The 23733-nt window shown below is 61.0% G+C and carries 25 protein-coding genes and 1 tRNA gene; 20 read left to right on the top strand and 6 right to left on the bottom strand.

What is annotated here, in order from left to right; genetic code table 11:
• Positions 1 to 192 precede the first annotated feature (192 nt).
• Positions 193 to 2439, bottom strand: a complete 2247-nt coding sequence (locus GC127_RS23205; RefSeq protein WP_151976150.1) for a Hint domain-containing protein — start codon at positions 2437 to 2439, stop codon at positions 193 to 195.
• 173 nt (positions 2440 to 2612) lie between these two features.
• Positions 2613 to 3365, bottom strand: coding sequence for an SDR family NAD(P)-dependent oxidoreductase (locus tag GC127_RS02050; protein WP_151976149.1), 753 nt, complete (start codon positions 3363 to 3365; stop codon positions 2613 to 2615).
• 76 nt (positions 3366 to 3441) lie between these two features.
• Between GC127_RS02050 and GC127_RS02055 the strand changes: the two genes are divergently transcribed.
• The 3 genes from GC127_RS02055 to GC127_RS02065 all read left to right on the top strand — a co-directional run bounded on the left by GC127_RS02055 (position 3442) and on the right by GC127_RS02065 (position 7043).
• The gene (locus GC127_RS02055) at positions 3442 to 3894 is read left to right on the top strand and encodes an isoprenylcysteine carboxylmethyltransferase family protein (RefSeq protein ID WP_199861157.1); all 453 of its coding nucleotides are present in this window, start codon (positions 3442 to 3444) and stop codon (positions 3892 to 3894) included.
• A gap of 127 nt (positions 3895 to 4021) precedes the next feature.
• Positions 4022 to 5596, top strand: coding sequence for a Re/Si-specific NAD(P)(+) transhydrogenase subunit alpha (locus GC127_RS02060; RefSeq protein WP_151976148.1), 1575 nt, complete (start codon positions 4022 to 4024; stop codon positions 5594 to 5596).
• A gap of 13 nt (positions 5597 to 5609) precedes the next feature.
• Positions 5610 to 7043: an NAD(P)(+) transhydrogenase (Re/Si-specific) subunit beta gene (locus GC127_RS02065; protein WP_151976147.1), complete on the top strand. Its 1434-nt coding sequence runs from the start codon at positions 5610 to 5612 to the stop codon at positions 7041 to 7043.
• A 53-nt stretch (positions 7044 to 7096) separates the two neighbouring features.
• On the opposite strand, the gene GC127_RS02070 is transcribed toward GC127_RS02065, so the two are convergent.
• Together GC127_RS02070 and GC127_RS02075 are read right to left on the bottom strand one after the other, a co-directional pair.
• Positions 7097 to 7366 carry a Txe/YoeB family addiction module toxin gene (locus GC127_RS02070; RefSeq protein ID WP_008280672.1) on the bottom strand — a complete coding sequence of 90 codons (270 nt, stop codon included), beginning with the start codon at positions 7364 to 7366 and terminating at the stop codon, positions 7097 to 7099.
• On the bottom strand, positions 7363 to 7614 hold the full coding sequence (locus GC127_RS02075; RefSeq protein ID WP_151976146.1) for a type II toxin-antitoxin system Phd/YefM family antitoxin: 252 nt from the start codon (positions 7612 to 7614) through the stop codon (positions 7363 to 7365). The genes GC127_RS02070 and GC127_RS02075 overlap by 4 nt, the downstream gene beginning before the upstream one ends.
• A gap of 250 nt (positions 7615 to 7864) precedes the next feature.
• On the opposite strand from GC127_RS02075, the gene GC127_RS02080 reads away from it, so the two are divergent.
• A complete protein-coding gene (locus tag GC127_RS02080; protein ID WP_008280670.1) occupies positions 7865 to 9145 on the top strand; it encodes a DUF3422 family protein in 1281 nt (426 codons plus the stop codon).
• A gap of 132 nt (positions 9146 to 9277) precedes the next feature.
• On the opposite strand, the gene GC127_RS02085 is transcribed toward GC127_RS02080, so the two are convergent.
• Positions 9278 to 10594, bottom strand: coding sequence for a serine hydroxymethyltransferase (locus GC127_RS02085; RefSeq protein WP_151976145.1), 1317 nt, complete (start codon positions 10592 to 10594; stop codon positions 9278 to 9280).
• A gap of 101 nt (positions 10595 to 10695) precedes the next feature.
• On the opposite strand from GC127_RS02085, the gene GC127_RS02090 reads away from it, so the two are divergent.
• The 6 genes from GC127_RS02090 (at position 10696) to GC127_RS02115 (ending at position 15058) form a co-directional block, all read left to right on the top strand.
• Positions 10696 to 11586 carry a LysR family transcriptional regulator gene (locus GC127_RS02090; protein WP_151976144.1) on the top strand — a complete coding sequence of 297 codons (891 nt, stop codon included), beginning with the start codon at positions 10696 to 10698 and terminating at the stop codon, positions 11584 to 11586.
• Positions 11587 to 11654: 68 nt separating this feature from the next.
• On the top strand, positions 11655 to 12806 hold the full coding sequence (ribB, locus tag GC127_RS02095) for a 3,4-dihydroxy-2-butanone-4-phosphate synthase (protein WP_008280667.1): 1152 nt from the start codon (positions 11655 to 11657) through the stop codon (positions 12804 to 12806).
• A gap of 5 nt (positions 12807 to 12811) precedes the next feature.
• Positions 12812 to 13357: a 6,7-dimethyl-8-ribityllumazine synthase gene (locus GC127_RS02100; protein WP_151976143.1), complete on the top strand. Its 546-nt coding sequence runs from the start codon at positions 12812 to 12814 to the stop codon at positions 13355 to 13357.
• Complete coding sequence (nusB, locus tag GC127_RS02105) at positions 13354 to 13836, top strand: transcription antitermination factor NusB (protein WP_008280665.1); 483 nt, start codon at positions 13354 to 13356, stop codon at positions 13834 to 13836. Before GC127_RS02100 ends, nusB begins: the two co-directional genes overlap by 4 nt.
• Before the next feature lie 182 nt (positions 13837 to 14018).
• Complete coding sequence (locus GC127_RS02110; protein WP_008280664.1) at positions 14019 to 14348, top strand: hypothetical protein; 330 nt, start codon at positions 14019 to 14021, stop codon at positions 14346 to 14348.
• Positions 14349 to 14614: 266 nt separating this feature from the next.
• Positions 14615 to 15058 carry an MmcB family DNA repair protein gene (locus GC127_RS02115; RefSeq protein ID WP_151976142.1) on the top strand — a complete coding sequence of 148 codons (444 nt, stop codon included), beginning with the start codon at positions 14615 to 14617 and terminating at the stop codon, positions 15056 to 15058.
• Here GC127_RS02115 and GC127_RS02120 read toward each other — a convergent pair.
• On the bottom strand, positions 15053 to 15241 hold the full coding sequence (locus GC127_RS02120) for a DUF6324 family protein (protein WP_008280662.1): 189 nt from the start codon (positions 15239 to 15241) through the stop codon (positions 15053 to 15055). The two genes, GC127_RS02115 and GC127_RS02120, sit on opposite strands and share 6 nt — an antisense overlap.
• Before the next feature lie 77 nt (positions 15242 to 15318).
• Here GC127_RS02120 and GC127_RS02125 point away from each other — a divergent pair, with 77 nt between their 5' ends.
• The 10 genes from GC127_RS02125 (at position 15319) to GC127_RS02170 (ending at position 23718) form a co-directional block, all read left to right on the top strand.
• Positions 15319 to 15804 (top strand): GNAT family N-acetyltransferase, encoded by a 486-nt coding sequence (locus tag GC127_RS02125; RefSeq protein ID WP_151976141.1) that lies wholly within the window; start codon positions 15319 to 15321, stop codon positions 15802 to 15804.
• Positions 15805 to 15845: 41 nt separating this feature from the next.
• Positions 15846 to 15922: transfer RNA gene (locus tag GC127_RS02130), tRNA-His, on the top strand.
• A gap of 585 nt (positions 15923 to 16507) precedes the next feature.
• On the top strand, positions 16508 to 17671 hold the full coding sequence (locus GC127_RS02135; RefSeq protein ID WP_151976140.1) for a transporter substrate-binding domain-containing protein: 1164 nt from the start codon (positions 16508 to 16510) through the stop codon (positions 17669 to 17671).
• Positions 17668 to 18276: an ANTAR domain-containing response regulator gene (locus tag GC127_RS02140; protein WP_008280659.1), complete on the top strand. Its 609-nt coding sequence runs from the start codon at positions 17668 to 17670 to the stop codon at positions 18274 to 18276. Before GC127_RS02135 ends, GC127_RS02140 begins: the two co-directional genes overlap by 4 nt.
• Positions 18277 to 18650: 374 nt before the next feature.
• Positions 18651 to 19115, top strand: a complete 465-nt coding sequence (gene ureE / locus GC127_RS02145; RefSeq protein ID WP_081506716.1) for an urease accessory protein UreE — start codon at positions 18651 to 18653, stop codon at positions 19113 to 19115.
• Positions 19112 to 19795: an urease accessory protein UreF gene (locus GC127_RS02150; RefSeq protein WP_151976139.1), complete on the top strand. Its 684-nt coding sequence runs from the start codon at positions 19112 to 19114 to the stop codon at positions 19793 to 19795. The genes ureE and GC127_RS02150 overlap by 4 nt, the downstream gene beginning before the upstream one ends.
• Positions 19796 to 19824: 29 nt before the next feature.
• The gene (locus GC127_RS02155; protein ID WP_151976138.1) at positions 19825 to 20520 is read left to right on the top strand and encodes an urease subunit gamma; all 696 of its coding nucleotides are present in this window, start codon (positions 19825 to 19827) and stop codon (positions 20518 to 20520) included.
• Positions 20520 to 22235, top strand: a complete 1716-nt coding sequence (gene ureC, locus GC127_RS02160; protein WP_199861164.1) for an urease subunit alpha — start codon at positions 20520 to 20522, stop codon at positions 22233 to 22235. The genes GC127_RS02155 and ureC overlap by 1 nt, the downstream gene beginning before the upstream one ends.
• Positions 22232 to 22891 carry an urease accessory protein UreG gene (ureG, locus tag GC127_RS02165; RefSeq protein ID WP_151976136.1) on the top strand — a complete coding sequence of 220 codons (660 nt, stop codon included), beginning with the start codon at positions 22232 to 22234 and terminating at the stop codon, positions 22889 to 22891. Before ureC ends, ureG begins: the two co-directional genes overlap by 4 nt.
• Positions 22888 to 23718 carry an urease accessory protein UreD gene (locus GC127_RS02170; RefSeq protein WP_151976135.1) on the top strand — a complete coding sequence of 277 codons (831 nt, stop codon included), beginning with the start codon at positions 22888 to 22890 and terminating at the stop codon, positions 23716 to 23718. The genes ureG and GC127_RS02170 overlap by 4 nt, the downstream gene beginning before the upstream one ends.
• Positions 23719 to 23733 lie beyond the last annotated feature (15 nt).

Genomic DNA, 23733 nt, shown 5'->3' on the forward strand with positions numbered 1-23733 from the left:
GAGAGGTGATGCAGGCGTTATTCTATTGAAATTAAACATAAATACTCACTCTCCACGCACTGACACTTTGAGAACAACATCCCCGAGGATCATAGTCTCTACCCTTTGGAAAAGTGTTAATGTCGCGGCTTGGTGTTTCTTGGGCTCTTTTCAGACACTTTAACGGCACCCAAGCGCGACAATTTAGGGGCCTTATCCGCAGGGTTGCAAAAGACGTGCCTCGTGCCGTTTGAGGCAGGGGCGCGCGGTGTCGCCATAGGCATTGGGATTGCTGCGCAACTCTGGGAAGATCGCGAACATCTCTTCGCGCGCCTGATCCGTAATGGCCGATATGCCGATGTCGCCTGCATGAAAGCTCTCGGTGGCCGCGCCTTCGGCATAGATCACTTCATGGCGGTCGAACATGACATGGATATAGGTCACGGTTGCCTGATCCTCTTGGGTGACGGCCAGGCCATCGACCAGATGCCGTGCCGCGATCAAGACCTCGTCACAGCCAAACAGCAGTTCGGCCTTGTAGCCAGTGAAGAGAAAGCGGTGTTGCGGCGAGACCAAGAGCGGCGCGCGCCCCCCGTCGAGCACGTGGGCTGCCACGCGCACGGGCGCAAAGCGACCGGTCCCCGGCACGGTGCGCCGTCCGATCCAACGGATTGCCTGGGGGCCATGATCGCGGGTGATCACCAGATCGCCCGCGCGCAAGGATTCAACCGCGCGCTCGCCATGGGGGGTCAACAAGCGGATGCCGGGGGTAAAGCAGATGATGTTCTCGATTTCCGAGAAATTGACCACCGTGCCATCGCTGAGGGTAAAGCTGCCCGAGAGACCGCCCGCCGCGTCATCGGTGTTGGTAAAGGTGATGTCTGCCTTGCGCGCCTCGGGTGACAGGAAGAGCGTATCGCCGTTTGTCTCGGCCCCTTCGCCGCCGACGATGGTGATCGTGCCGGTGCCGGCCTCAGCCGGGGTTTCGATGACAAAGAGATCATCGCCGTCGCCGCCGATCAGCGTGTCATTCTCGCCCGCGATCAGCGTGTCATTGCCGCCCTCGCCAAACAGAAGGTCGGCACCTGCGCCGCCGTCGAGAAAATCATTGCCCTCAATCGCGTCGCTGCCGACGATGAGCGCACTGGTTGCAAGATCCTGCACCGCCCCGCCGGGCAGGGTGACCGTGCCCGACAGCACGTTGCCGCCAAGGTTTTCCCAATAGCGCACCTCGATGGTATAGCTTTGGCCCGCCTCTAGCGTGACATCGCCAAAGCGGGTTGTCGCGGCCTGATGGAAATCGTTGTCGAGAAATGATCCGGTGGTGCCGATCTGGTTGGTAAAGGTCAGCGGGTCGCCGTTGCTGTCGAGGATACGGATGGTTGAACCATCGTCTGACGTGGTGGCAAAGCGGTAGACCCCATCGGCAGAGGCGATGAGATTGGAGGTATAGATGATGCCGTAATCATTGGGATCGGCCTGGCCTGTGGCCTGTTGGCCGTGCCCGGTGACATCAAACCCCGCAGAGGTCCCAGATCCTGCCAAGGTGCCGCTTTCGATGGTGAAAGCCTGCCCGTTGGCTGAGGTGAAATCGCGGGTGTAGACATCATAGCTCCAGCGTGTGGCGGTGCCGCCATCGCCGTAGAGCACATCATTGCCCGCGCCGCCCTCAAGACTGTCATCGCCATTGCCGCCGATCAGCGTGTCGTTGCCGCCTTGGCCCAGCAGCGTGTCATTGCCGCTTTCGCCGCTCAGGCTATCGGCGCCGGTGCCACCCTGCACGGAATCGTTGCCAAGGCCCGCGAGCACGGTGTCATTGCCCGCGCCTGCATTGATGACATCGTCGTTAAAGCCCGGACCGCTTACGCCGTCGCCATTGTCCACCCGGTCAGAGCCGTTGGCGATGGGTTCGATATAGCTGCCATTGATAAGGTCATTGCCGCCGGTGCCATCCACGACGCCGTTATCCCAGGCCTGCGCAAGGCGGTCCGCGCCAAGGTTGGTATTGGTGCTTGCGTTGACGCTGTCGAGCGTGATGGAAACAATCGGCCCGGCCTCGAAGGCGGTGACATCGGCGTTGAAGCTGATTTCGGGTGCGAGAAACAATTCGCCGGTGGTGGATTGTGCAATAACGGCCGTCACCACGGCTGTTGTGCCATTGGCATAGGTGAGGGTGGCGTTGAAAACGCTCAACCCATCGAATGTAAAGGTCTGGGTTCCGGCCCCGATGTCGGTGGTAAAGGCGTCATTGGTGACGGTGTTGTTCATGTCGAGCGCACCGACTGCGCCACCGTTGTTGATGGTTGTGACGCTGGAAATGCGTTGATACAGCGGGTCTAATGCGCTGCCGTAGGTGCGGTTTTCGAAAAGGGCTGCGTTCTCGGCATTGCTGTTGCCTTCGGTCGGATCAAGAAAATCCGTCTCGGTCCCTAAAAAGATCCAATTAAAGGTCGTTGGCATGATACTGGCACCCTGTTGTTTCCAAACTGGGTACACAGCCTGTGCGGCGGCATTGGGCGCGCATTCGGGAGAATTTTAGACGATTGTGTCTAAAGCCGGATCAATCATGGCAGTGATTAGGCGGGGCTGCTGCCGTTTTTGAGTATTTTCGCCAAGAAGAAACGGGGGCCGGATCAGACCTGACCGCCCGCAATCTCTATGGTCTGGCCATTGATGCTGGACGAGCCCGGACCACAAAGCCACAGAGCTGCCTGTGCCACTTCCTCGGGCGCAATCAGGCGTTTGTGGCGGTTGGCCTCGACCATGAGGGTGCGCGCCGCCTCTTCTGACACGCCGGCGCGCTGAGAAATAGCGGTGGCGTTGCGGTGGACAATTTCAGTGTCCACATACCCGGGACAAATTGCGTTGAAGGTCAGGCCGGTGCCCAGGTAATCCTCGCTCAAGCCACGAATGAGGCCGATCATCCCGTGTTTTGAGGCCGTATAAGCCGCCGCGCCCTTAAGCCCTTTGAGGCCTGCAATCGACGACATGGCTATGACCCGTCCCCAATCGGTCTGGCGCATGCCAGTCAGGCATTCGCGCAGGGTGTAAAACGCACCGTCAAGATTGGTGGCCATGATCTGCCGCCAGAAATCCGCATCGGTCTTGTGCAGGGCGCGCCCCTCGGCGATGCCCGCATTGGCGATGCAGATCTGCACCGGGCCGCGCGCGGCGACCGCCTCTGCCACGCCCGCGATGACCTGTGCCTCTTGGGTGACGTCCATCACGATGGGATGCAGACCTGCGCCGTTGACCGCCTCGAGCACCCCGGCGCGGCGTCCGGAGATGGTCACCTCTGCGCCCGCCTCGGCCAGAGCGCGGGCAATAGCAAGGCCGATGCCGCTGCCGCCGCCCGTCACCAATGCATGTTTGCCCGCGATTGTCATCTTGCCTCCGCCCTCATGCGCGCTACTGTAACTGCTTTTGAGCAAGAGACAACCGTGAGAGGGGCGGGTGAGACCCATGTTGAAATGGATTGACATGCCGCCCGTCTGGCTTGCCGGGTTTCTGGCTGTGGCATGGATGCAATCCAGCCATTACACCATGGGCCTGAGCCTTGGCGAAACATGGGCCGGTCTTTTGGGCGGGCTGCTGGTGGGCGGGGGAATTTTGCTGGTGGTGATGGCCGCGCTGGAATTTCGCCGCCATAAAACCAGCATCGTGCCGCATGAAACGCCAGAGCGCCTGATCCAGTCGGGAATTTTTCGGCGCTCGCGCAATCCCATCTATCTGGGGGATACGCTGATTCTCGGAGGGCTTATTCTGCGTTGGGATGCGGTTCTGGCGCTGCCACTGATTCCCATATTCGTCTGGGTCATAGAAAAACGCTTTATTATTCCGGAAGAGGACCGGATGCGGCGCAAGTTCCGCATGGATTTTGCCCGTTATTGCGAAAAAACCAGACGTTGGTTGTAGAAACCGCGACAATCTTGATCTCGTCACTCATGAAATAGTGTGAAATAACGACGTTCGGGACAAGGAAACCGGCACGCCGCGCTGCGGGGCCAAGAATACACGTCATCTGCCAAAGGGGGAGACAGCATTGAAGATCGGAACGCCAAAGGAAGTGCATGAGGGTGAGAATCGGGTTGCCATGACGCCCGATTCGGCCCTGCAACTGCAAAAGCTTGGGTATGACTGCGCCATCGAGAGTGGTGCTGGCACCGTGGCCGGGTTCTCGGACGCGGCCTATGAGGCGGCCGGAGTCGAGGTGATCAAGACCGCCGCCGCGCTTTACAAGGCCGTCGATATCGTAGCCAAGGTGCGCCCGCCCAGCGAGACGGAGGCCAAGCGCCTGACCGAAGGCCAGCTTCTGATCTCCTTCTTCTGGCCGGCGCAGAATGAGGCGCAGATGAAACTGCTCGCCGAAAAAGGCGCGTCGGTCATCGCCATGGACATGGTGCCGCGTATCAGCCGCGCGCAGAAGATGGACGCTCTGTCCTCAATGGCCAATATCGCGGGTTACCGCGCGGTGATCGAGGCAGGCAACAACTTTGGCCGCTTCTTTACCGGGCAGATCACGGCGGCGGGCAAGGTGCCCCCGGCCAAGGTGTTGATCGTCGGGGCTGGCGTTGCCGGTCTGGCGGCGATTGGCACCTCGACCAGCCTCGGGGCCATTACCTATGCGTTTGACGTGCGGCCCGAAGTGGCCGAGCAGGTCGAATCCATGGGCGCGCAGTTTGTCTATCTTGATTTCAAGGAAGAGCAGCAGGACGGGGCCGCCACCGGCGGATATGCCTCGGTGTCCAGCCCGGAATTCCGCGAGGCGCAGCTGGCCAAGTTCCGTGAACTGGCCCCGGAGATGGATATCGTCATCACCACCGCCCTCATTCCGAACCGCGAAGCGCCCGAGCTTTGGACCGAGGATATGGTCAAGGCGATGAAGCCCGGTTCTGTGATCGTGGACCTTGCCGCTGAAAAGGGCGGCAACTGCAAGATGACGGTGATGGATGAGAAGATCGTCACCGAGAATGGCGTGACCATCATCGGCTATACCGATTTCCCCAGCCGTATGGCGGCGCAATCCTCGACGCTCTATGCCACGAACATCCGCCACATGATGACGGACCTGACCCCCGAGAAAGATGGCAAGGTCAATCACAACATGGAGGATGACGTGATCCGGGGGGCCACGGTCGCCCATGCGGGCGCTGTCACCTTCCCGCCGCCGCCGCCAAAGGTTGCGGCGATTGCTGCCGCCAAGCCCAAGGAAAAGCCAAAAGAGCTGACCGCAGAGCAAAAGCGCGCGGCAGAGATGGCGGCGTTCAAGGCGCAGACCAAGAGCCAAGTCACGCTTTTGGTGGGGGGTGCGGCCCTGCTTCTCGCCGTGGGTCTGGTGGCCCCGGCCAGCTTTATGCAGCATTTCATCGTCTTTGTGCTGGCCGTTTTCGTGGGCTTCCAGGTGATCTGGAACGTGTCGCATAGCCTGCACACGCCGCTGATGGCGATCACCAACGCGATCTCGTCGATCATCATCCTGGGCGCGCTCATGCAGATCGGATCTGGGTCTTTCCTTGTCATTCTGCTGGCGGCGCTGTCGGTGTTCATGGCCGGGATCAATATTTTCGGTGGCTTCCTCGTCACCCGGCGCATGCTCGCCATGTTCCAGAAGTCATAAGGAGTAGAGGATCATGGATTACGGTTTCACGACGGCCGCCTATGTGGTGGCGGCCATCCTCTTCATTCTCTCTCTGGGCGGGCTCTCGGGGCAGGAAAGCGCCAAGCGCGCGGTGTGGTATGGCATGGCCGGTATGGCGCTGGCGATTGTCGCCACGCTGATCGGCCCCGGTGCCGGTCTCTGGCTTTTGTCGCTGGTGCTGATCGCGGCGGGTGGTGCGATTGGCTATGTGGTGGCCACACGCGTGCAAATGACCGAGATGCCGCAGCTTGTGGCGGCGATGCACAGCCTTGTGGGTCTGGCAGCGGTCTTTGTTGGCTTTAACGCCGATATCGAACTGGGCCGCGTGCTGGCGATGGACGAGACCGCGCGCAAGGGGCTTGAGGGCTTTGCCGCTGTGCTGGCCAAGAAAACCAGCGTCGAGGTGGCAATCCTGCGGGTCGAGGTGTTCTTGGGCGTCTTTATCGGGGCCGTGACCTTTACCGGCTCGATCATCGCCTTTGGCAAACTGGCGGGCAAGGTCGATACCGCGGCCAAGAAACTGCCGGGTGGGCATGTTCTTAATGCGGGGGCTGCGTTCCTGTCGGTGGTTCTGGGGGTCATGTATTTCAACGATGCTGGCATCTGGACGCTGGTGGTGATGACGCTTCTGGCGTTCTTCATCGGCTATCATCTGATCATGGGGATCGGCGGGGCCGACATGCCCGTGGTGGTCTCGATGCTCAACAGCTACTCGGGCTGGGCGGCGGCGGCGATCGGTTTCAGCCTTGGCAATGACCTTTTGATCGTGGTCGGTGCGCTTGTCGGTTCTTCGGGGGCGATCCTGAGCTACATCATGTGTAAGGCGATGAACCGCTCGTTCATCTCTGTCATTCTGGGCGGCTTTGGCGGCCCGGCAGGCGAGCAGATGGCGGTTGAGGGCGAGCAGATCGCGATTGACGTCGATGGTGTCGCGGCGGCTCTTAACGAGGCCGACAGCATCATCATCATTCCGGGTTACGGCATGGCGGTGGCACAGGCGCAGGGGGCGGTTTCCGAACTGACCTCGAAGCTGCGGGCCAAGGGCAAGAACGTGCGCTTTGCCATCCACCCGGTCGCAGGCCGTCTGCCGGGGCATATGAATGTGCTCTTGGCCGAGGCCAAGGTGCCTTATGATATCGTGCTGGAAATGGACGAGATCAACGAGGATTTCCCGGATACGGATGTGGCCATCGTCATCGGTTCGAACGACATCGTGAACCCGGCGGCGCAGGACGATCCCAACAGCCCCATCGCCGGGATGCCGGTGCTGGAATGCTGGAAGGCCAAGCAGGTGTTCGTCTCGAAGCGCGGGCAGGGCACCGGTTATTCGGGGATCGAGAACCCGCTCTTCTACAAGGACAACACGCGGATGTTCTATGGCGATGCCAAGGCAAGCCTTTCGAGCCTTTTGGCCAAGATCGACTGATCGTTTGGGTGGAAAAGAAAAAGGGCGCCTTGCAGGGCGCCCTTTTGCATTTGTCAGTAGTGATATCTGAGCTGCGCAATGTCGAGCTGTTGGCTCTCGCCCTTGCCGCTCACGCGGTAGACAAAGCGATGTTCGTCGGTGATCCGGCGTGACCACCAGCCGGTGAGATCGCCTTTGAGCGGTTCAGGCTTGCCGATGCCCTTGAACGGCAGGCGCTTGGTGGCGTTGATCAGATCAATAACCCGGTTCAGCCCCTTGTCGCGCCCGGTGGATTGCCACCAGAGAAAATCTTCCCAAGCGTCGTCGGAAAAGACCAACCTCACCCGTCGATGTCACGCGCTATGCCATTCCCGGCGGTCAGTTGCGCAATCGAGCGGTGCAGCCGGCGGGCGTTTTCCGGGCTCTTGAGCAGGTGGAGGGTTTCCTGAATGGCGTTGTATTCGTCGAGCGAGATCATCACCACTGCCTCGCGGTTCTTGCGGGTGACGACCACCTCTGTGCGGTCGTGAATGACGCGGTCCATCACCTCCTTGAGCGAGGCGCGGGCATCGGTATAGGTGAACACGTCCATATCTGGCCCCCTTGTCTGCAATGCGTATATGCACATAATTCTGTACAAGTCAAGGCAGCGGTCGTGGGCTGCGGGCCATGACGCATTCCCCTTTGGCAACTGTCGGAATTTGAGTAATTTGGGAAGGAGGAAGCGCGAAACGCGGGCAGTATACACTTGTGTTCCGCTAAATCATTGGGGTTGAACGAAAAACCTCTTTTTTGCAGGCGCGGCACGGGGTATGCAGCGCTGAGGATCAGGAGAACGGCGCATGCCCCCCATTCAGGACCACCCGCTGCGCTATGAGATGGCCAATGAGCTGCATGCGCGGCCATTCCCGTCGCTTGAGGCCCCTTGCACCGCCGTTTATTTGGCCGTCAAGCAACCGCATGATGCGGCCAAGCGCGACCGCGCGGCGGATCTGGCGCATCTGGTGGCACTTTTGGATCGCTATGGGGCCAAGCATCCGCAGCCGGGGGCCACGCATTATTCCGGCCAGATCGGGCGGCACAGTCTGAAATGGGAAAGCCATACCGAAATGGTGACCTATACCGTCTTTACCGATGGGGTCAGTGCGCGGCCGTTTGATCCGGCGGATTTCGAGGTCTTTCCAAGCGATTGGCTGTCGGATGCGCCGGGGCTGCGCGTGACCTCGGCGATGATCCGGGTGACCCCGTGGAAGAGCCGCGAGGCGACGCGCGACGAGATCGACCAGTGGTTCGTGTCCGAGAGCGTGGCGGTGGCGCGGGTGCTGGATGATGCCGCCGTGATGGCGGGGGATTTCCGGATTGATCCGGCGGGGCATTTGCGGTTTTCGCTGCATGTGGCCCCCACGACGGGCGCGCGCCGGATTGGCCGCGTGGTGCAGCGCCTTTGCGAGATCGAGACCTACAAGGCGATGTCGATGCTGGGCTTTGCCCGCGTGCGCGAGATGGGCCGCCAGATGGGCGACACCGATAGCCAGTTGAGCCGCCTCATCAACGATATGACCGGTGGCAGCCAGCCAGCGGAGGAAACGTTGCAAAGCCTGTTGCGCGTTTCAGCCGAGTTGGAGGCGCTGGTCGCGCGCTCGTCCTTCCGCTTTGGCGCGACGGCGGCCTATGAGCAGATCGTGAACCAACGGATTGCGGTCTTGCGCGAGGAACGCTTTGAGGGGCGGCAGACATTCGCGGAATTCATGATGCGCCGCTATGATCCGGCGATGCGCACCGTGCGCGCCACCAAGGACAGGCTGGACGCCATGGCCGATAGGGCGATGCGGGCAGGCGAATTGCTGCGCACGCGGGTGGATGTAGAGCGCAGCGCGCAGAATCAGGCGCTCTTGGAGAGCATGGACAAGCGCGCCGATCTGCAACTGCGGCTGCAAAAGACCGTTGAAGGCCTGTCTGTGGTGGCGATCAGCTATTATGCGGTCTCGCTGGCCTCTTACCTTCTGTATCCGCTGGCCGAGGCGCTTGGCATGAGCAAGGGCAGCGTCACCGCTGCCGTCACCCTGCCGGTTATTGCCCTTGTGTGGTGGATGGTGCAGCGGATTCGCAAAAAGCTGCATTAGAGCGCGGTGCGCCCCATCGCAACCACACCCGTTCCGGGCTTGATCCGGAACCTCGCCGAGGCAGCCCCGAGGCCCCGGCTCGGGGGCCGGGGCGATGTGAACCCGATCAGACGCAGCCCGCTCTAACGCGGTTCAGGTGATGTAATGTAGCCGGTCAAAGCTCTGGCGCCAGTCTGAGACCTCTGGGCGCAGCGCATCGGGGTCATTGCCGCGCAGCGCCCGCGCGATCAGTGCGGCCATGCGCGGCGCATGCTCTGGCGTGACACCCCAGCGGACCAATTCGGGCGTGCCGATGCGCAGGCCGTTCATGTCGCCCGCCACGGGCGCAATCGGCAGGCCGATGCCACAGGCAAGAAAGCCCGCGCGGCGCAGCGTCTTGGATGCCGCCTGACCGCCGCCGAACCCCGCCGCCGCGATGGCGAATTGGTGCGAGGCCGTGGCGATACCCCCGGCCTTGAAGACGGGCAGGCCCTCGGCCTCGAGGGCTGTGGCAAGCGCCTGCGCCACGGCGATCATCTGGGCGGCATAGGCGTGGCCATGGCTGCGCCAATCCAGCAGCGTCACCGCCAGAGCCGCCGATTTCGCCGCGTCAAAATTGGCAGTCATGCCCGGAAAGGCGATGGCATCCAGCGCTTGCGCCAGAGCGGTGTCATTGGTGACGATGAGGCCCCCGGCAGGCCCCCCGAGGCTTTTATAGGTGCTCATCGTCATCAGATGCGCGCCCTCATGCAGCGGGTTTTTCCATGCGCCACCTGCGATGATGCCGCATTGATGCGCCGCGTCAAAAAGCAGATGCGCGCCGACGTCATCGGCTATTGCGCGCACCTCGCGCACGGGGTGCTCGTGTAGGTTGAGGCTCGCGCCAAGTGTGATGAGCCGGGGGTGTTCGGCCTTGGCCAAGGCGCGCAGCCCGTCGACATCGACCGTATAGCCATCGGCGTGAACTGGGGCCTCAAGGATACGCAGCCCGTAGAGCCCGGCACAGCCCGCCCTGTGATGGGTGACATGACCGCCGATGCTGGCAGGCGGCGCAATGATCGTGTCGCCGGGTTTGCAGGTGGCCATGAAACCGTAGAGATTGGCGATGGCCCCCGACGGCACGCGGATTTCGGCATAGCGGGCACCGAACACCTCGGCGGCGAGTTCTGCCGCGATAACCTCGATTTCCTCGATCGCCTCGAGCCCCATTTCGTATTTGTCCCCCGGATAGCCCAGCGACGGGCGCGACCCGATGCCAGAGGCCAAAAGCGCCTCGGCGCGCGGGTTCATCACATTGGTGGCGGGGTTGAGGTTGAAGCATTCAGCATTGTGGATGTGGCGATTGTCCTGCGCCAACGCCTCGAGGCGCGCGGCGATGGTGCCTGCGTCTTGGGTGGCGGTGCGGGTGGCAAGCGTCTGGATCAGGTCTTCGCATAGCGGGGGCACCCAAGGGCGGCGGGCAAGGGTCATGGCGGTCTCCTCTGGATCGGTTTCCGGCAGGATGGCGTGGCGGTCTGGACGGCGCAAATGAGAATATGTAAATATCAGCGTAGAAAAACTAAGGCTAGAAAATGTCTGTATCTCCTCCGCGCCCCAAGGGGCCGCCGCTCAATGCGTTGCGCGCGTTCGAGGCGGCCGCGCGTCTGGGCGGCTTTGCCAATGCCGCTGAAGAGCTTTGCGTCACCCCCGGTGCGATTTCGCAGCATATCCGCGCGCTGGAGGCGTGGATTGGTGCGGACCTCTTCGAGCGTCGCTCGCAGGGGGTGCGGCTGACGGCGCTGGGGGCAGAGGCGCTGCCGGGGTTTGCCACGGCCTTTGATGCGATGGGGGCGGCGGTGTTTGGCCTGCGGAGTGCCGCGCGCCATGGCGCGTTACATATCGCGGCGCTGCCATCGGTGGCGCAACTCTGGCTCTCGCCGCGCCTGCCTGTGGTGCGTGCGGCGCTGCCGTCGTTGCATATTTCCGTCTCGGCGATCGAGAACCCGCCCAATCTGGCGCGGGATCTCTTTGATCTTAGCCTTTTTATCCGGCCCCCGACGGGGGCGCGGGGCGAACAGGTGCTGGCGCAGGATATGATCCTGCCGGTCTGTGCGCCCGAGATGGCCGCAGGTTTGCGCAGCCCTGCCGATCTGATGGGGCAAACCCTGTTGCATGATGCGCTCTGGTCCGAGGATTGGGCGCTCTGGGCGCGGGCGAGGCTGCCGGGCATCAGCCTGCCCACCACCGGGCCGCGCTATTCGCTTTATGCCATCGCGTTAGAGGAGGCGCGGCATGGGGCGGGGGTGTTGATGGGGCATCAAAGCCTTGTGCAGAGCGCCTTGGACGACGGCAGCCTTGTCGCGCCCTTTGATCTGGCTGTGCCGACCGGCAAGGCGCTGGTGCTGGAACATCCGGCCTTTGATCCGCCCCGCGCCGATCTGGCGCGGGTGTTGGCGTTGCTTGGGGGGCAGGTCACGGGTTGATCCCCTCTGGCCATTGCCGCGCGGCTGCGGTATCCGGGCCGGGTTGCAACACCCCGGAGGGCGCGCCCATGTCCGACACCGTTCCATTCGAGAAACCCGGCCCCGTCGAGGCCGATTTGCGCCATGCCATCGCGCCCACCGAAGAGATCATCGCAGAGGCGCGCGCGGGCCGCATGTTTATTCTCGTGGACCATGAGGACCGCGAGAACGAGGGCGATCTGGTGATCGCCGCCGAATTTGCCACGCCTGAGGCGGTGAATTTCATGGCGATGCATGGGCGTGGCCTGATCTGTCTGCCGATGACCGCCGAGCGGATTGACCGGCTGGGATTGCCGCTGATGGCGGTCAACAATTCTTCGCGCCACGAGACCGCCTTTACCGTGTCGATCGAGGCGCGCGAAGGGGTAAGCACCGGCATTTCCGCAGCCGACCGGGCGCTGACCATCGCCACGGCGATCAACGAGCAAAACACCATGGCGGCGATTGCGACGCCGGGGCATGTCTTTCCTTTGCGGGCGCGGCGCGGCGGCGTGCTGGTGCGTGCCGGTCATACCGAGGCGGCGGTGGATATCGCGCGGCTCGCAGGGCTGAACCCGTCGGGGGTGATCTGCGAGATCATGAAGGAAGACGGCTCTATGGCGCGGCTGCCCGACCTGATCGAGTTTGCCGCCAAGCATGATCTGAAAATCGGCACCATTTCCGACCTGATCGCCTATCGCCACAAGCATGACAATCTGATCATCGAAATGCGCCGGGAATCCGTAACCTCGAGCCATGGGGGCGCGTGGGACATGCGGATTTTTGCCGATCAGATCACCCAAACCGAGCATGTGGTGCTGAGCAAGGGCGATATCACAGATGGGCGGCCCGTGCTGGCGCGTACCCATGCGCTGAATGCGCTTGAGGATGTGCTGGGCATCGGCCTGAGCAAACGCGCCCACGGTCCCACAGGCAAGCTGCCGCGCGCGATGGAGATCATCGCTCGCGAGGGGCGCGGTGCGGTGTTCCTGTTCCGCCAACCCCGTCCCAAGCTGGCAGGCGAGATGGAGGATGAGGATGCGCCGCGCACGATCAAACACACGGGCCTTGGCGCGCAAATCATGTCGACGATGGGTATTCGGGAATTGATCCTGCTGACGGATAGTCCGAAAACCCGGTATCTGGGGCTGGATGCCTATGGCATTTCGATCACCGGCACCCGGCCCCTGACGGAGGAGTGAAAAAGATGGCGGAACACGAATACACCCTGCCGCGCGCGGAATTCGACAAGCCGGTCAAGATCCTGATCGTCGTGGCGCCGTTTTATCGCGACATTGCCGACAATCTGATTGCCGGGGCCACTGCGGAAATCGAGGCGACAGGCGGCACCTTCGAGATTGCCGAAGTGCCCGGCGCGCTGGAAATCCCCACCACCATCGGCATTGCCGAGCGTATGGCCAATTTTGACGGCTATGTCGCATTGGGCTGTGTGATCCGGGGCGAGACCACGCATTACGACACAGTGTGCAACGACAGCTCGCGCGGTATCACGCTGTTGGGCTTGCAGGGCCTGTGCATCGGCAATGGGATCCTCACGGTGGAAAACCGTGCCCAAGCTGAGGTGCGCGCCGATCCAAAGGCCATGAACAAGGGCGCGGGGGCGGCAGCGGCGGCCTTGCATCTGGTGGCTTTGGCCCGTAAATGGGGCGGCCCGCGCAAGGGCGTGGGATTCAAGCCCGCGACCGATGACATCCAGATCGCAGGCGCAACAAAAGGCAAACCCATCGCATGACCACCGATCCCGCTCTCTCTGGCAACCGCAAGCGCCAGATGAAATCCGCCGCCCGGCTTTATGCGGTGCAGGCGCTGTTTCAGATGGAACACTCCGGCCAGAGCTCGGACACGGTGAGCGAGGAATTTCTCGATTTCCGCTTTGGTGCCGAGGTGGATGAAGGCGTGGACATGGCCGAGGGCGATGTTGACCTCTTTCGCAAGCTGCTCGACGATGCGGTCAGCTGGCAGGCCAAGATTGACCAGATGACCGACCGCGCCCTAGTGGCGAAGTGGCCGATCGCCCGGATTGATCCGACGCTGCGCGCGCTCTTTCGCGCGGCAGGGGCGGAATTGGTGCAATCCGACACACCGCCAAAGGTGGTGATCATGGAATATGTCGATGTCGCCAAGGCGTTCTATCCGGACGGCAAGGAATCGAAATTCGTCAATGCCGTTCTGGATCATATGGCGCGCGAGGCACGGCCCGAGGCGTTTTGATCCTCGGGCTGCGCGCATTGAGGCCGGCCCGTTGCTTTTGTTCTCGCAGAATTGGCACAATACCGGCGCGCCACAAAAGTTTTTCGGCCAAATGAAGCCATAGGGTGAAAGGGTCGCGGGGCGCTGACTTGTAATCCCGTGCCAAAGGCGTAGACTCAGCCTGTAAGCAAAGGAGTCGTCAAATGCCCAAGCTTGTCCGCCTTTATATCACGCAGGTCGCCATCGGTTTTGGCATCGCGGGGGCCTTTGTTGCCATGTTGCTGTGGTTCAATATCGCGAACTTGTGGCATCTTGTGACACATTCCGACAAAGGGCTTTTGGCGGTTGTCGTCCTGTGGTTCGCCAATGGGATCGTCTTTGCTGGCGTGCAATTCGCCATCGCAATCATGCGGATGAAGGATGACGATGACGACGAGCCGCGCGGTGGCCATCGTCAGGGTGTCATGGCGCGGGAATATATGGCGATTCCGGTGCGCGTGGATGACCGGCGTCGCCCGGCACCGCGGCGCTGAGCGCCGCGCAATTCCGACCTGCATCAGGGGTGTGACGGGCCCGTAGCAACCGTTCGGTGGTATGATTCCCGAGGACCTGTATGTACAGGTGGGCATCGGGTAACTGGACCAGGGTCCAGACAGAGCCAATTCCCTCGGAATTGCTTAAGGCCACTGGAATGCAACCGTTATCGAGAAGAACAGCACCCGTCACGCCCCAGAGGTAAGCCTTTGTTTGCCCTTCGACAAGGGGTTGCGCGCGTTCGTGGTTTGTTCATAATCCCGTCATGGATTTTGGAACCGATCAGATGCTGCAACCGGGGCAGGTTCTGGCGCGGGGCGTGTGCCGCCATCTGCGCAGCCATGATTTTGATTCGATGGTAGAATTTGTGCCCGAGCGGGGGCGGCGCGTCGATGTGATGGCGCTGGGTCCCAAGGGCGAGATCTGGGTGATCGAGTGCAAATCAAGCCGTGCCGATTTCATGGCGGATGCCAAATGGCAGGGCTATCTGCAATGGTGTGACCGCTATTTCTGGGCGGTGGATGCCGAATTTCCGGTGGATTTGCTGCCAGAGGGCACCGGCCTGATTCTGGCTGATGCCTATAGCGCCGAGATCATACGCATGGGGCCCGAAACCCGGCTTGCGGGCGCGCGTCGCGCCGCGCTTACGCGGAAATTCGCGCGGCACGCGGCACGGCGGCTGCAATCGCTGCTTGATCCGCGCTTATGAGCCCTTGGCGCGCGCGGCCTGAGCGGAGGCGATGATTTCCTGGGCGATTTCCTCGGCCTCTTCGGGCGTGAAATCCATCGGAAGGTCAATGCCCTGCGCCTCGATATAGAGGCGGACCATGCCTTGATCGGTCGGCCCGATCTGGAGGTTGGCCTCGATGTCGCTCTCTGAATTGATACCCATGGCGCTCTCCTTGCAACAAAGGGCGTGCTATCCCTTTCCCCCTTGATTGACAAGCGTCTTGGCGCTTTGCTGGGGGTATGGATACGATCACGCTGCGCCTGTTCCAATCAGAGGATGCCCCTTGGCTGATAGAGCGTCATGGGACGCTTTATGCGCGTGAGGCGGGGTTTGACGGCACATTCGCGCCGCTGGTGGCCAAGATCATCACGGATTATCTGGCGCGGCACGATCCTGCACGGGAAGCCGGCTGGATTGCCGAGGCGGGGGGGCGGCGGCTTGGCTCGATCTTCTGCGTGGCGCAGAGTGACGATGTGGCCAAGCTGCGGCTCTTTCTCTTGGAGCCAGAGGCGCGGGGTCGGGGGCTTGGTCAGCGGATGCTGGGGCATTGCATGGATTTTGCGCGGGCCAAGGGCTATACGGGCATGACGCTGGCCACCCATGAGAGCCACCGCGCCGCCTGTGCCCTTTACGCGCGCAATGGGTGGCAGATTGCCCAAACGCGTCCGGTGCGGGCCTATGGCTGTGATTTACTGGAACAAACCTGGGACATCGCCTTTCATTAGACTTGCATTCCGAAGACGGTAAAGCTAAATCGCCCCCCAGTGCCGCCTTAGCTCAGTTGGTTAGAGCGCTGGATTGTGGATCCAGAGGTCCCCTGTTCAAGCCAGGGAGGCGGTACCATCAAAAAATCTATGAATTTGTACAGGTATGCCGCCTAGATGTTGGGACTTTGGGGAATGTCCCTCGAGACCAACGGTATGGCCACGACATCAACCCTTGGAACTCGTAGTGGCGAGCGCCTTGAGCGTTTGAGTTTGCGCCTCAGGTGATTCCCACGCGGGCTTTGGTCTGGGCCGTTTTGACGCCGCCAATGCCCGCGGGTGTAGCCATGATCTCAAGACACCGCATTTGGTTGAAAACGTGAGAGGTGGCCCCGAAGCCCGGCTGGGCACCCCGAGCACCGCCGCCTCTGGAACACTCAGTTCTGCACCACGCGGCTCTGACGTCAGGGTATCCGCGCCGTTTATGTCCTTAGGCTGCGATCTATCAGAAAAACAGGCAAATCCTGTTGGGGCTGCTTAATTTTTCGGCGCGGCGGACAAGTCATTGCATGTTCGGCCCCGTTTAAAGCGCAAATGCTTGCGTCATTTGCAAAATCGCTGTGCTTAGCTCGTCGGGTAAGAGCATCAGGTTCGGACAAGGACTTTCGCGATGGGGCACGCGGTCAGTGATGGCTGAGGTGTTACCCCTGCACGGGGAAAGACAATGAATCTCGACAAAACGCCGGTCAAGATCGGTTTTCTCTATTCCAGAACCGGCGTGACGTCCGTGGTTGAAAGCCAGCAGCGAGAAGCGGCCATATTGGCTGTTGAAGAGATAAATCAGGATGGTGGACTTCTGGGCGAAGAGCTTTTGTTTTCCGGCTGTGACACGCGATCCAATCCTGCCGCGTTCCGGGCAGAAGGTGCCCGATTGCTGTCCGAGGAGCGGGTAGATGCCCTATTTGGTTGCTACATGTCCTCTTGTCGCAAGGCCGTGCTGCAGACCGTGAACGATCACAAGTCGACCTTGTTCTACCCGACACATTACGAGGGATTCGAATACGCGAAGGGATGCATCTATTCTGGTGCAACCCCCAATCAGAGCGCCAAATGGCTCGCCGATTTCATGACGCAGACCTATGGCGGCCGCTTTTTCTTTGTTGGCTCGAATTACATTTTTCCATACGAAATCAACCGCCTGATGCGTGATCTTCTTTCTAATCGCGGCGCGGATGTTGTGGATGAAGTCTATATTCCATTGGGTTCGTCCGGCGACGAGATCGACTGCGTTATCAACCGGATCAAGCAAAGCCAGCCTGTCATCGTGTTTTCCACGTTGGTCGGAACGGATGCCGTTGATTTCTACAGGGCTTATGACAACGCGGGGTTTGACAGGACGATCATGCCCATTTGTTCGGTTACTGCGGGCGAACCTGAGATGGCCGCGATGGGCCGAAGTGCGGCAGAGGGCAATATCAAGGCGGCTCCGTATTTCAGCGTGATCGACAGTGACGTGAACCGCCGCTTCGTCTCGCGCTTCCGGGAGCGTTTCGGGGAAGAGGCATCGCTTTGCGCCGAGGCGGAGGCTGCCTATTTTCAGGTCAAGCTATTCGCAGAGGCCGTACGGCAGGCCGGGGGAACCGATCGCGACGATCTGTTGCGTGTTCTGCCGACATTCTCACTAGAGGCCCCGCAGGGCTTGGTGCGGGTGGACGCGGCGACAAATCACACGGTGTTGTGGCCTAGGGTCGCCATTGTCGATGCGGATGGCAAGTTCCGGATCGTGCGGGAAGCGTCTTCGCCGGTGATCCCCTCGCCTTATCTTATCCAGCTGGAAGATCCAGTTGCCCTTTCACATGCCGCTTTTGCCAAGAGCAGCCTATCATGAGCATCTTTCGATTAAAAAACCTTCGTGAGATTGAAGTTGTCGTTGTGCATCCCCCCGATGAGGATGGCATGATGATCCTTGACCAACTTGGCCGGATCGGTTGCCGCAAATCCCTGGCATGGCCGCCACCCAACACGCTGGCCGAGCAGATCGACGTGGCGTTCATCGGTCTGTTTTGTGACCACCATGAAGAAATCAAAGCGATGTTGAAGCGAACCGGGAAGCCGGGGCCGACCATCATCGGTTTGGTGAATTACGAAAACCCGGCCATGCTGCAACTGTTGCTGGATTTGAATGCGACGGCTGCCACCTCAAAGCCCGTCAAGAGCTTTGGCGTGCTGACCAATCTTGCCCTCGCGCGTGCGATTTGGCAGCAGCAGCTTGCCTATCAAGAACAGATCGAGCGGCTGGAACAAAAGATCAGAGGTCAGAAGGCTTTGGCCAAGGCCAAGCTGATTTTGATGGAAATGCACAATCTTAGCGAGTGTGATGCGCATCGAGTGCTTAGAGAACAGGCAATGTCCAAGCGTATTTCCATAGATGACATGGCCCAAGCGATCATCAGCGCGAGTGAGCTATTGTCAATGAAGCGAAGCGATGTATAGTTAAACCGTTGGCAACCATAGGTGCTTGCCAACACGGAAGAAGGCTGAACGCGCAATCTTACTATGACCCTGCGCGTTGATGACGGTGGATGCAGTGTCGTATCCAAGCCTGACCGCCCCTTAGGGGATCTGACCTCCGAAAGGCTGCATCATGAAATGCAGGGTCGCCGTCTTATGTCTGATCTGAGCCACAACTCGATGTGCTGAACGCCTGCGCGTGAGCATTACAATCCTGTTCTGGCTTTAACCGGCAAATTCACTTTTCGCATCGGCGTGCTCGGTTTTGACGGAGTTTCAACACGCCGACCTTCCAGGAGTAAGGCTATGCTTCACCGCTTGCATTGCAGGTGCGTCTCTAGTCGTGGGCGCATGCTATGAACATATTCTCCGACATCATCGGTGCGGCCGATCAACCCGGTTTCCGCGAGGATCTGCACCGGTTGGACCACGCCCATGCGGTTGACCACCTGCGCCTGTCCCGGTCCGATCTGGCGCGTCGCCGATTTCGGGGCCTAACGGATGCGGGGCGCGAGATTGCGATTGCGCTGCCCCGAAGCCAACAGCTGTTTGATGGTGCAATTCTGGAATTGAAGGCCTCTGCGGCGCTCGTGGTGCGCGTCGAGACCGAGGACTGGCTGCGGTTTGTGGCGCGGGATGCGGCCACAGCGCTCAGATTGGGGTATTTCGCGGGCAACCTGCATTGGCGGGTGCGTTTTGAGGGCGATGTGCTTTTGATCGCTGTCGAGACTGAGCGGCGCGTCTATCTCGACCGGCTGGAGCCGATGATTCAGTCGGGTGAAATCCGCCCCCTGCGCACCGCTGAAGTCGCTGTACCATGACGGATGCCTTGTCTCTGCTCAGGATGTTGCAGACGACCGATAGCGCCTTTCCTTCGGGCGCCTTCGCGTTCTCGTCCGGGCTTGAGACCCTCACAAACGAGGGCAGGGTGCGCGATGCCACAGGTGTTCACGGGATACTCACGCATCAGATCATCCCTCGATGGTTCAGCTTTGATCGCCCCTTCCTGCTCTGCGCGATGGACGCGGCCCATGATCCGCAGCAGCTTTTGGACATTGATGCGCGGTGCCACGTGCAGAACACCTCGGACCGGTTGGCGGACGCCTCGCGCAGGATAGGACGCTCTTTGTTGTCCGTTCATAGCCGTATCGGCACGCCATTCGTTGCCAGCTTCAACGCGGCCATCGCTCAGGCCATGCGGGGCCATGCGGGGGGCTATGAACCGGTGGTGCAAGGTGTCGTGGCCGCCGGCTTGGGGCTGTCGCCCTTGCAGGCCCAGGCTGGTGCGCTGAACGGGGTGGTCACGGCGTTCACCTCGGCTGCGGTGCGCCTTGGCACGCTAGGAGCCATTGAGGCGCAGTCGCTGCTGGCTCAGATCGCGCCGACGATGGCCAAAGACCTGAGCACGCCATGCCCCGAGAAACCGGGGAGTTTTTCACCCCTCTCCGAGATTGCCGCCGTCCGCCGCCCCACTGCGCATGCCAGCCTTTTTGCGACCTGAAAGACCATGATGAGGATCAAGGATACGGAATGCTTTTGACACCGACCGAAACTGAACGCTTGACGATCTTTACCGCTGCGCAACTGGCGCGGCGGCGTCGCGACCGTGGCCTGGCCCTGAACGCGCCAGAGGCAATTGCCATCATTTGCGACGAAATCCTAGAGGGCGCGCGCGACGGGCGCAGCGTGGCCGAGCTTATCAGTTATGGATCGACAATCCTGACGCGGGACGATGTGATGCCCGGCGTTGCCGATCTTGTTCCCATGATACAGGTCGAGGGCGTCTTTCCAGATGGCACCAAGCTGGTCACGGTTCATGATCCGATCCGCCCCGGTGCAAACCCCGTGGCGGATGCCGAGATCAGACCAGGCGAATTCCGCGTCGCGGAGGGTGAGATAGAGCTCAATGCCGGGCGTGAAACGATCACCCTGACCGTGCGCAACACTGCGGATCGCCCGGTGCAGGTTGGCAGTCACTATCATTTTTTCGAAGCCAACAAGGCGCTGGACATGGACCGCGCCGCCGCCTTCGGCTTTCGGCTGAACATTCCGGCGGGCACAGCCGTGCGGTTCGAACCGGGACAGGAAAAAGAGGTCAGCCTTTGCACCTTTGGCGGTGAGAAGCGGCTGACAGGGCTGAACAATCTGACAAATGGCGAGGTTAACGAGGCCAACAAGATCGCGGCGCTAGAACGCGCACGCGCTGCGGGATTCAAGGGGGCCTGATCATGGTAAAGATGACGCGAGCGGACTATGCGGCGATGTTCGGCCCGACCACGGGCGACATGATCCGCCTTGGCGATACCGAGCTATGGGCCGAGATCGAGCATGATTTCACGGTCTACGGGGACGAATGCCTGCATGGGGGCGGCAAGACCCTGCGCGACGGGCTTGGCATGGCCGTGGGCGTGACAAGTGCGGGCGGATCGCTCGATATGCTGATTTGCAATGTCGTGGTGATCGACGCGGTCGTCGGGATCGTCAAAGGCGATATCGGCATCAAGAACGGCAAGATCGTCGCCATTGGCAAGGCAGGCAATCCGGCGACGATGGACGGGGTTGATCCGCGCCTGATTGTGGGGGCTGGCACCACCGTGCGTGACGCCGAAGGCATGATCGCGACGGCGGGTGCAATTGACGTGCACGTGCATTTCGACAGTGCCCAACTGGTAGAGCATGCGCTGTCGTCAGGTATCACGACGATGCTGGGCGGGTCCTTGGGGCCGATCACAGTCGGGATTGATTGTGGCGGCGTGTTCAACACTGGTAAAATGCTACAGGCTGCCGAGCATTGGCCGATGAATTTCGGGTTCTTGGGGCGCGGCAACGCCCATCAGCCCGACGCGATGGTCGAGCAGATCGAGAACGGCTGTCTGGGTCTCAAGATCCACGAAGACTGGGGATCCATGCCGGCAGCGATTGATGCCTGCCTGACAGTCGCCGACGCGCTTGATTTTCAGGTGCAGATTCACACCGACACGCTCAATGAAAGCGGGTTCGTCGAGGATACGCTGCGGGCCATCGGGGATCGCACGATCCACATGTATCACACCGAGGGCGCGGGCGGCGGTCATGCCCCTGATATCATTACGGTGGCGGGGCGGGCGAACTGCCTGCCATCGTCAACCAATCCGACAAACCCTTTCACTATCAACACCTTCGACGAACATCTCGATATGACGATGGTGTGCCATCACCTGAATCCGTCGATCCCCGAGGATGTGGCCTTTGCCGAAAGCCGCATCCGCGCGCAGACTATCGCCGCCGAGGACGTGCTGCACGATATCGGTGCCATCTCGATGCTGGGCTCGGACAGTCAGGGGATGGGCCGTATTCACGAGGTTATCACCCGAACATGGCAGCTTGCCTCGAAGATGCGGGTTCAACGCGGGCGTCTGCCCGAGGAAACCGTAGCAAAAGGCGACAATCACCGGATCAAACGGTTCATCGCGAAATACACGGTCAACGCCGCGCGATCTTTTGGCATTGCCGATCACATCGGGTCGCTTGAACCGGGCAAGATGGCGGATGTCGTGCTGTGGAAGCCGGGATATTTCGGCATCAAACCCGAGTTGGTGGTCAAGGGCGGCTTTATCGCATGGGGTGCGATGGGCGATAGTGCCGCCTCGCTGATGACCTGCGAGCCGCTGATGATGCGACCGCAATGGGGGTCTTTCGGCAAGGCCGCGCCAGCCTGTGGGGCCTGTTTCGTGAACCCCCGCGCCATTGATGGCGGTCTGGCACAGCGGCTGGGCCTGACCAAGGCGTTGTTGCCCGCGCAGGGCACGCGGACGCTGCGCAAATCGGACATGTTCCTCAACGATGCCTGTCCTGACATCACCGTGGATCCCGCGACCTTCGAGGTATTCGTGGATGGCGTTCTTGCCACCTGCGAGCCAGCGGAAAGCCTGCCGCTTACGCAAAGGTATATGCTGCGATGAACCAGTTTATTCCCCTGAGCAAAAGCAACAATCCCGGTCCAGCCCGGATCGGGATCGGCGGGCCTGTCGGCTCGGGCAAGACGGCGCTTATCGAGGCGATGATGCCGGTCTTTAAGGCGCGTGCGATCGAGGTGGCCGTGGTGACCAATGACCTTGTCACCAAAGAGGATGCCCGGCGCTTGCAGGCCAGCGGCCTGATAGATCCAGACCGCGTATCTGCCGTCGAGGCCGGGGCCTGCCCGCACACCGTGATCCGCGAGGACCCGACGCTCAACATCGCTGCCGCCGATGATCTAGAGGCCCGATTTCCCGGGCTTGACCTGATCCTGATCGAGTCAGGGGGCGACAATCTTGCCTCGACCTTCTCGCTTGATCTGGTGGATTGGTGGATGTTCGTCATCGACGTGGGGCAGGGCGACGATATCCCCCGCAAACGCGGCCCCGGCATCCTGCAATGCGATCTTTTGGTCATCAACAAGCTGGACCTTGCGCCGCATGTCTTTGTTGATGCGGATAAAATCCTGATTGAGGCGCGCGAGATCAGGGCAAAGGCGCCCGTGATCGGCTGTTGCTGCAAAGGGGCCCGCATCACAGGCGTGGACGAAATCGTCGACATGCTGGCGCGTGAGCTGCTGTTTCGGGGGGGCGCGTCTTGAACGCCCTTGGCGCGATAGGTCTCGGCGCGCGCCCGGTTGCGGCGGAGCTTCGGTTTCGTGCTCTTGGTGGGCGCACATTTCTTGCGCGCCAGTTCACGCCGCATCCGTTTCACATCACGCGGCCGTTTTACCATGCGGGTGACCCGCAGGGAATGGCAACGCTCTATCTGCAATCGTCGTCGGGTGGGGTCTATTCGGGCGATGACCTGTCGCTTGAAATCGGGCTTGATGCGGGGGCGCAGGTGCATGTCACGACACAGGCCTCGACCATCGTGCATGACGCGCGCGGACGAGAGGGGGCCCGGCAAACGGTCTGTCTCGATGTAGCGGAGGGTGCTCGGCTGGATTACCTGCCCGATCCCGCGATCCTGATGACCGGTGCCAAGTTCTGCAACCGTGTGACGGCGAGGTTTGGACGGGAGGCTCGCGTGATCCTGGGGGATGCGCAACTCAGCCACGATCCCGAGGGGCATGCACGACCGTTTTCAAGGCTTGAGAACGAGGTTGAACTTATCAGCCCCGAGGGGACGGTGCTGCTTGATCGCTTTGATCTATGCGGTTCCGACTGGCCCGCCCGTACGGGTGGGTTCGCGTGTTCGGGGATGATGATTGTCGTCGGGTGTGCAGATGCGGGCGCGCAGATGCAACGTGCGGCAGATACCGTGCCCGGCGTTTATGCCGGCCTGTCTGTGTTCAGTGACCGGGATATCGCCCTCATCCGTTTTCTAGCCCCGGACGGGGCTGCGCTGTCCAAAGTGATGGCCGCCTTGTGGCGGGCCGCCGCGACCGTGCTGGACGGCCAGCCACCTGCGGAGCGCCGGAAATGACCCAATCCACCACAT

The organism is Roseovarius sp. EC-HK134 (assembly GCF_902498815.1).
Lineage (GTDB): Bacteria > Pseudomonadota > Alphaproteobacteria > Rhodobacterales > Rhodobacteraceae > Roseovarius > Roseovarius mucosus_A.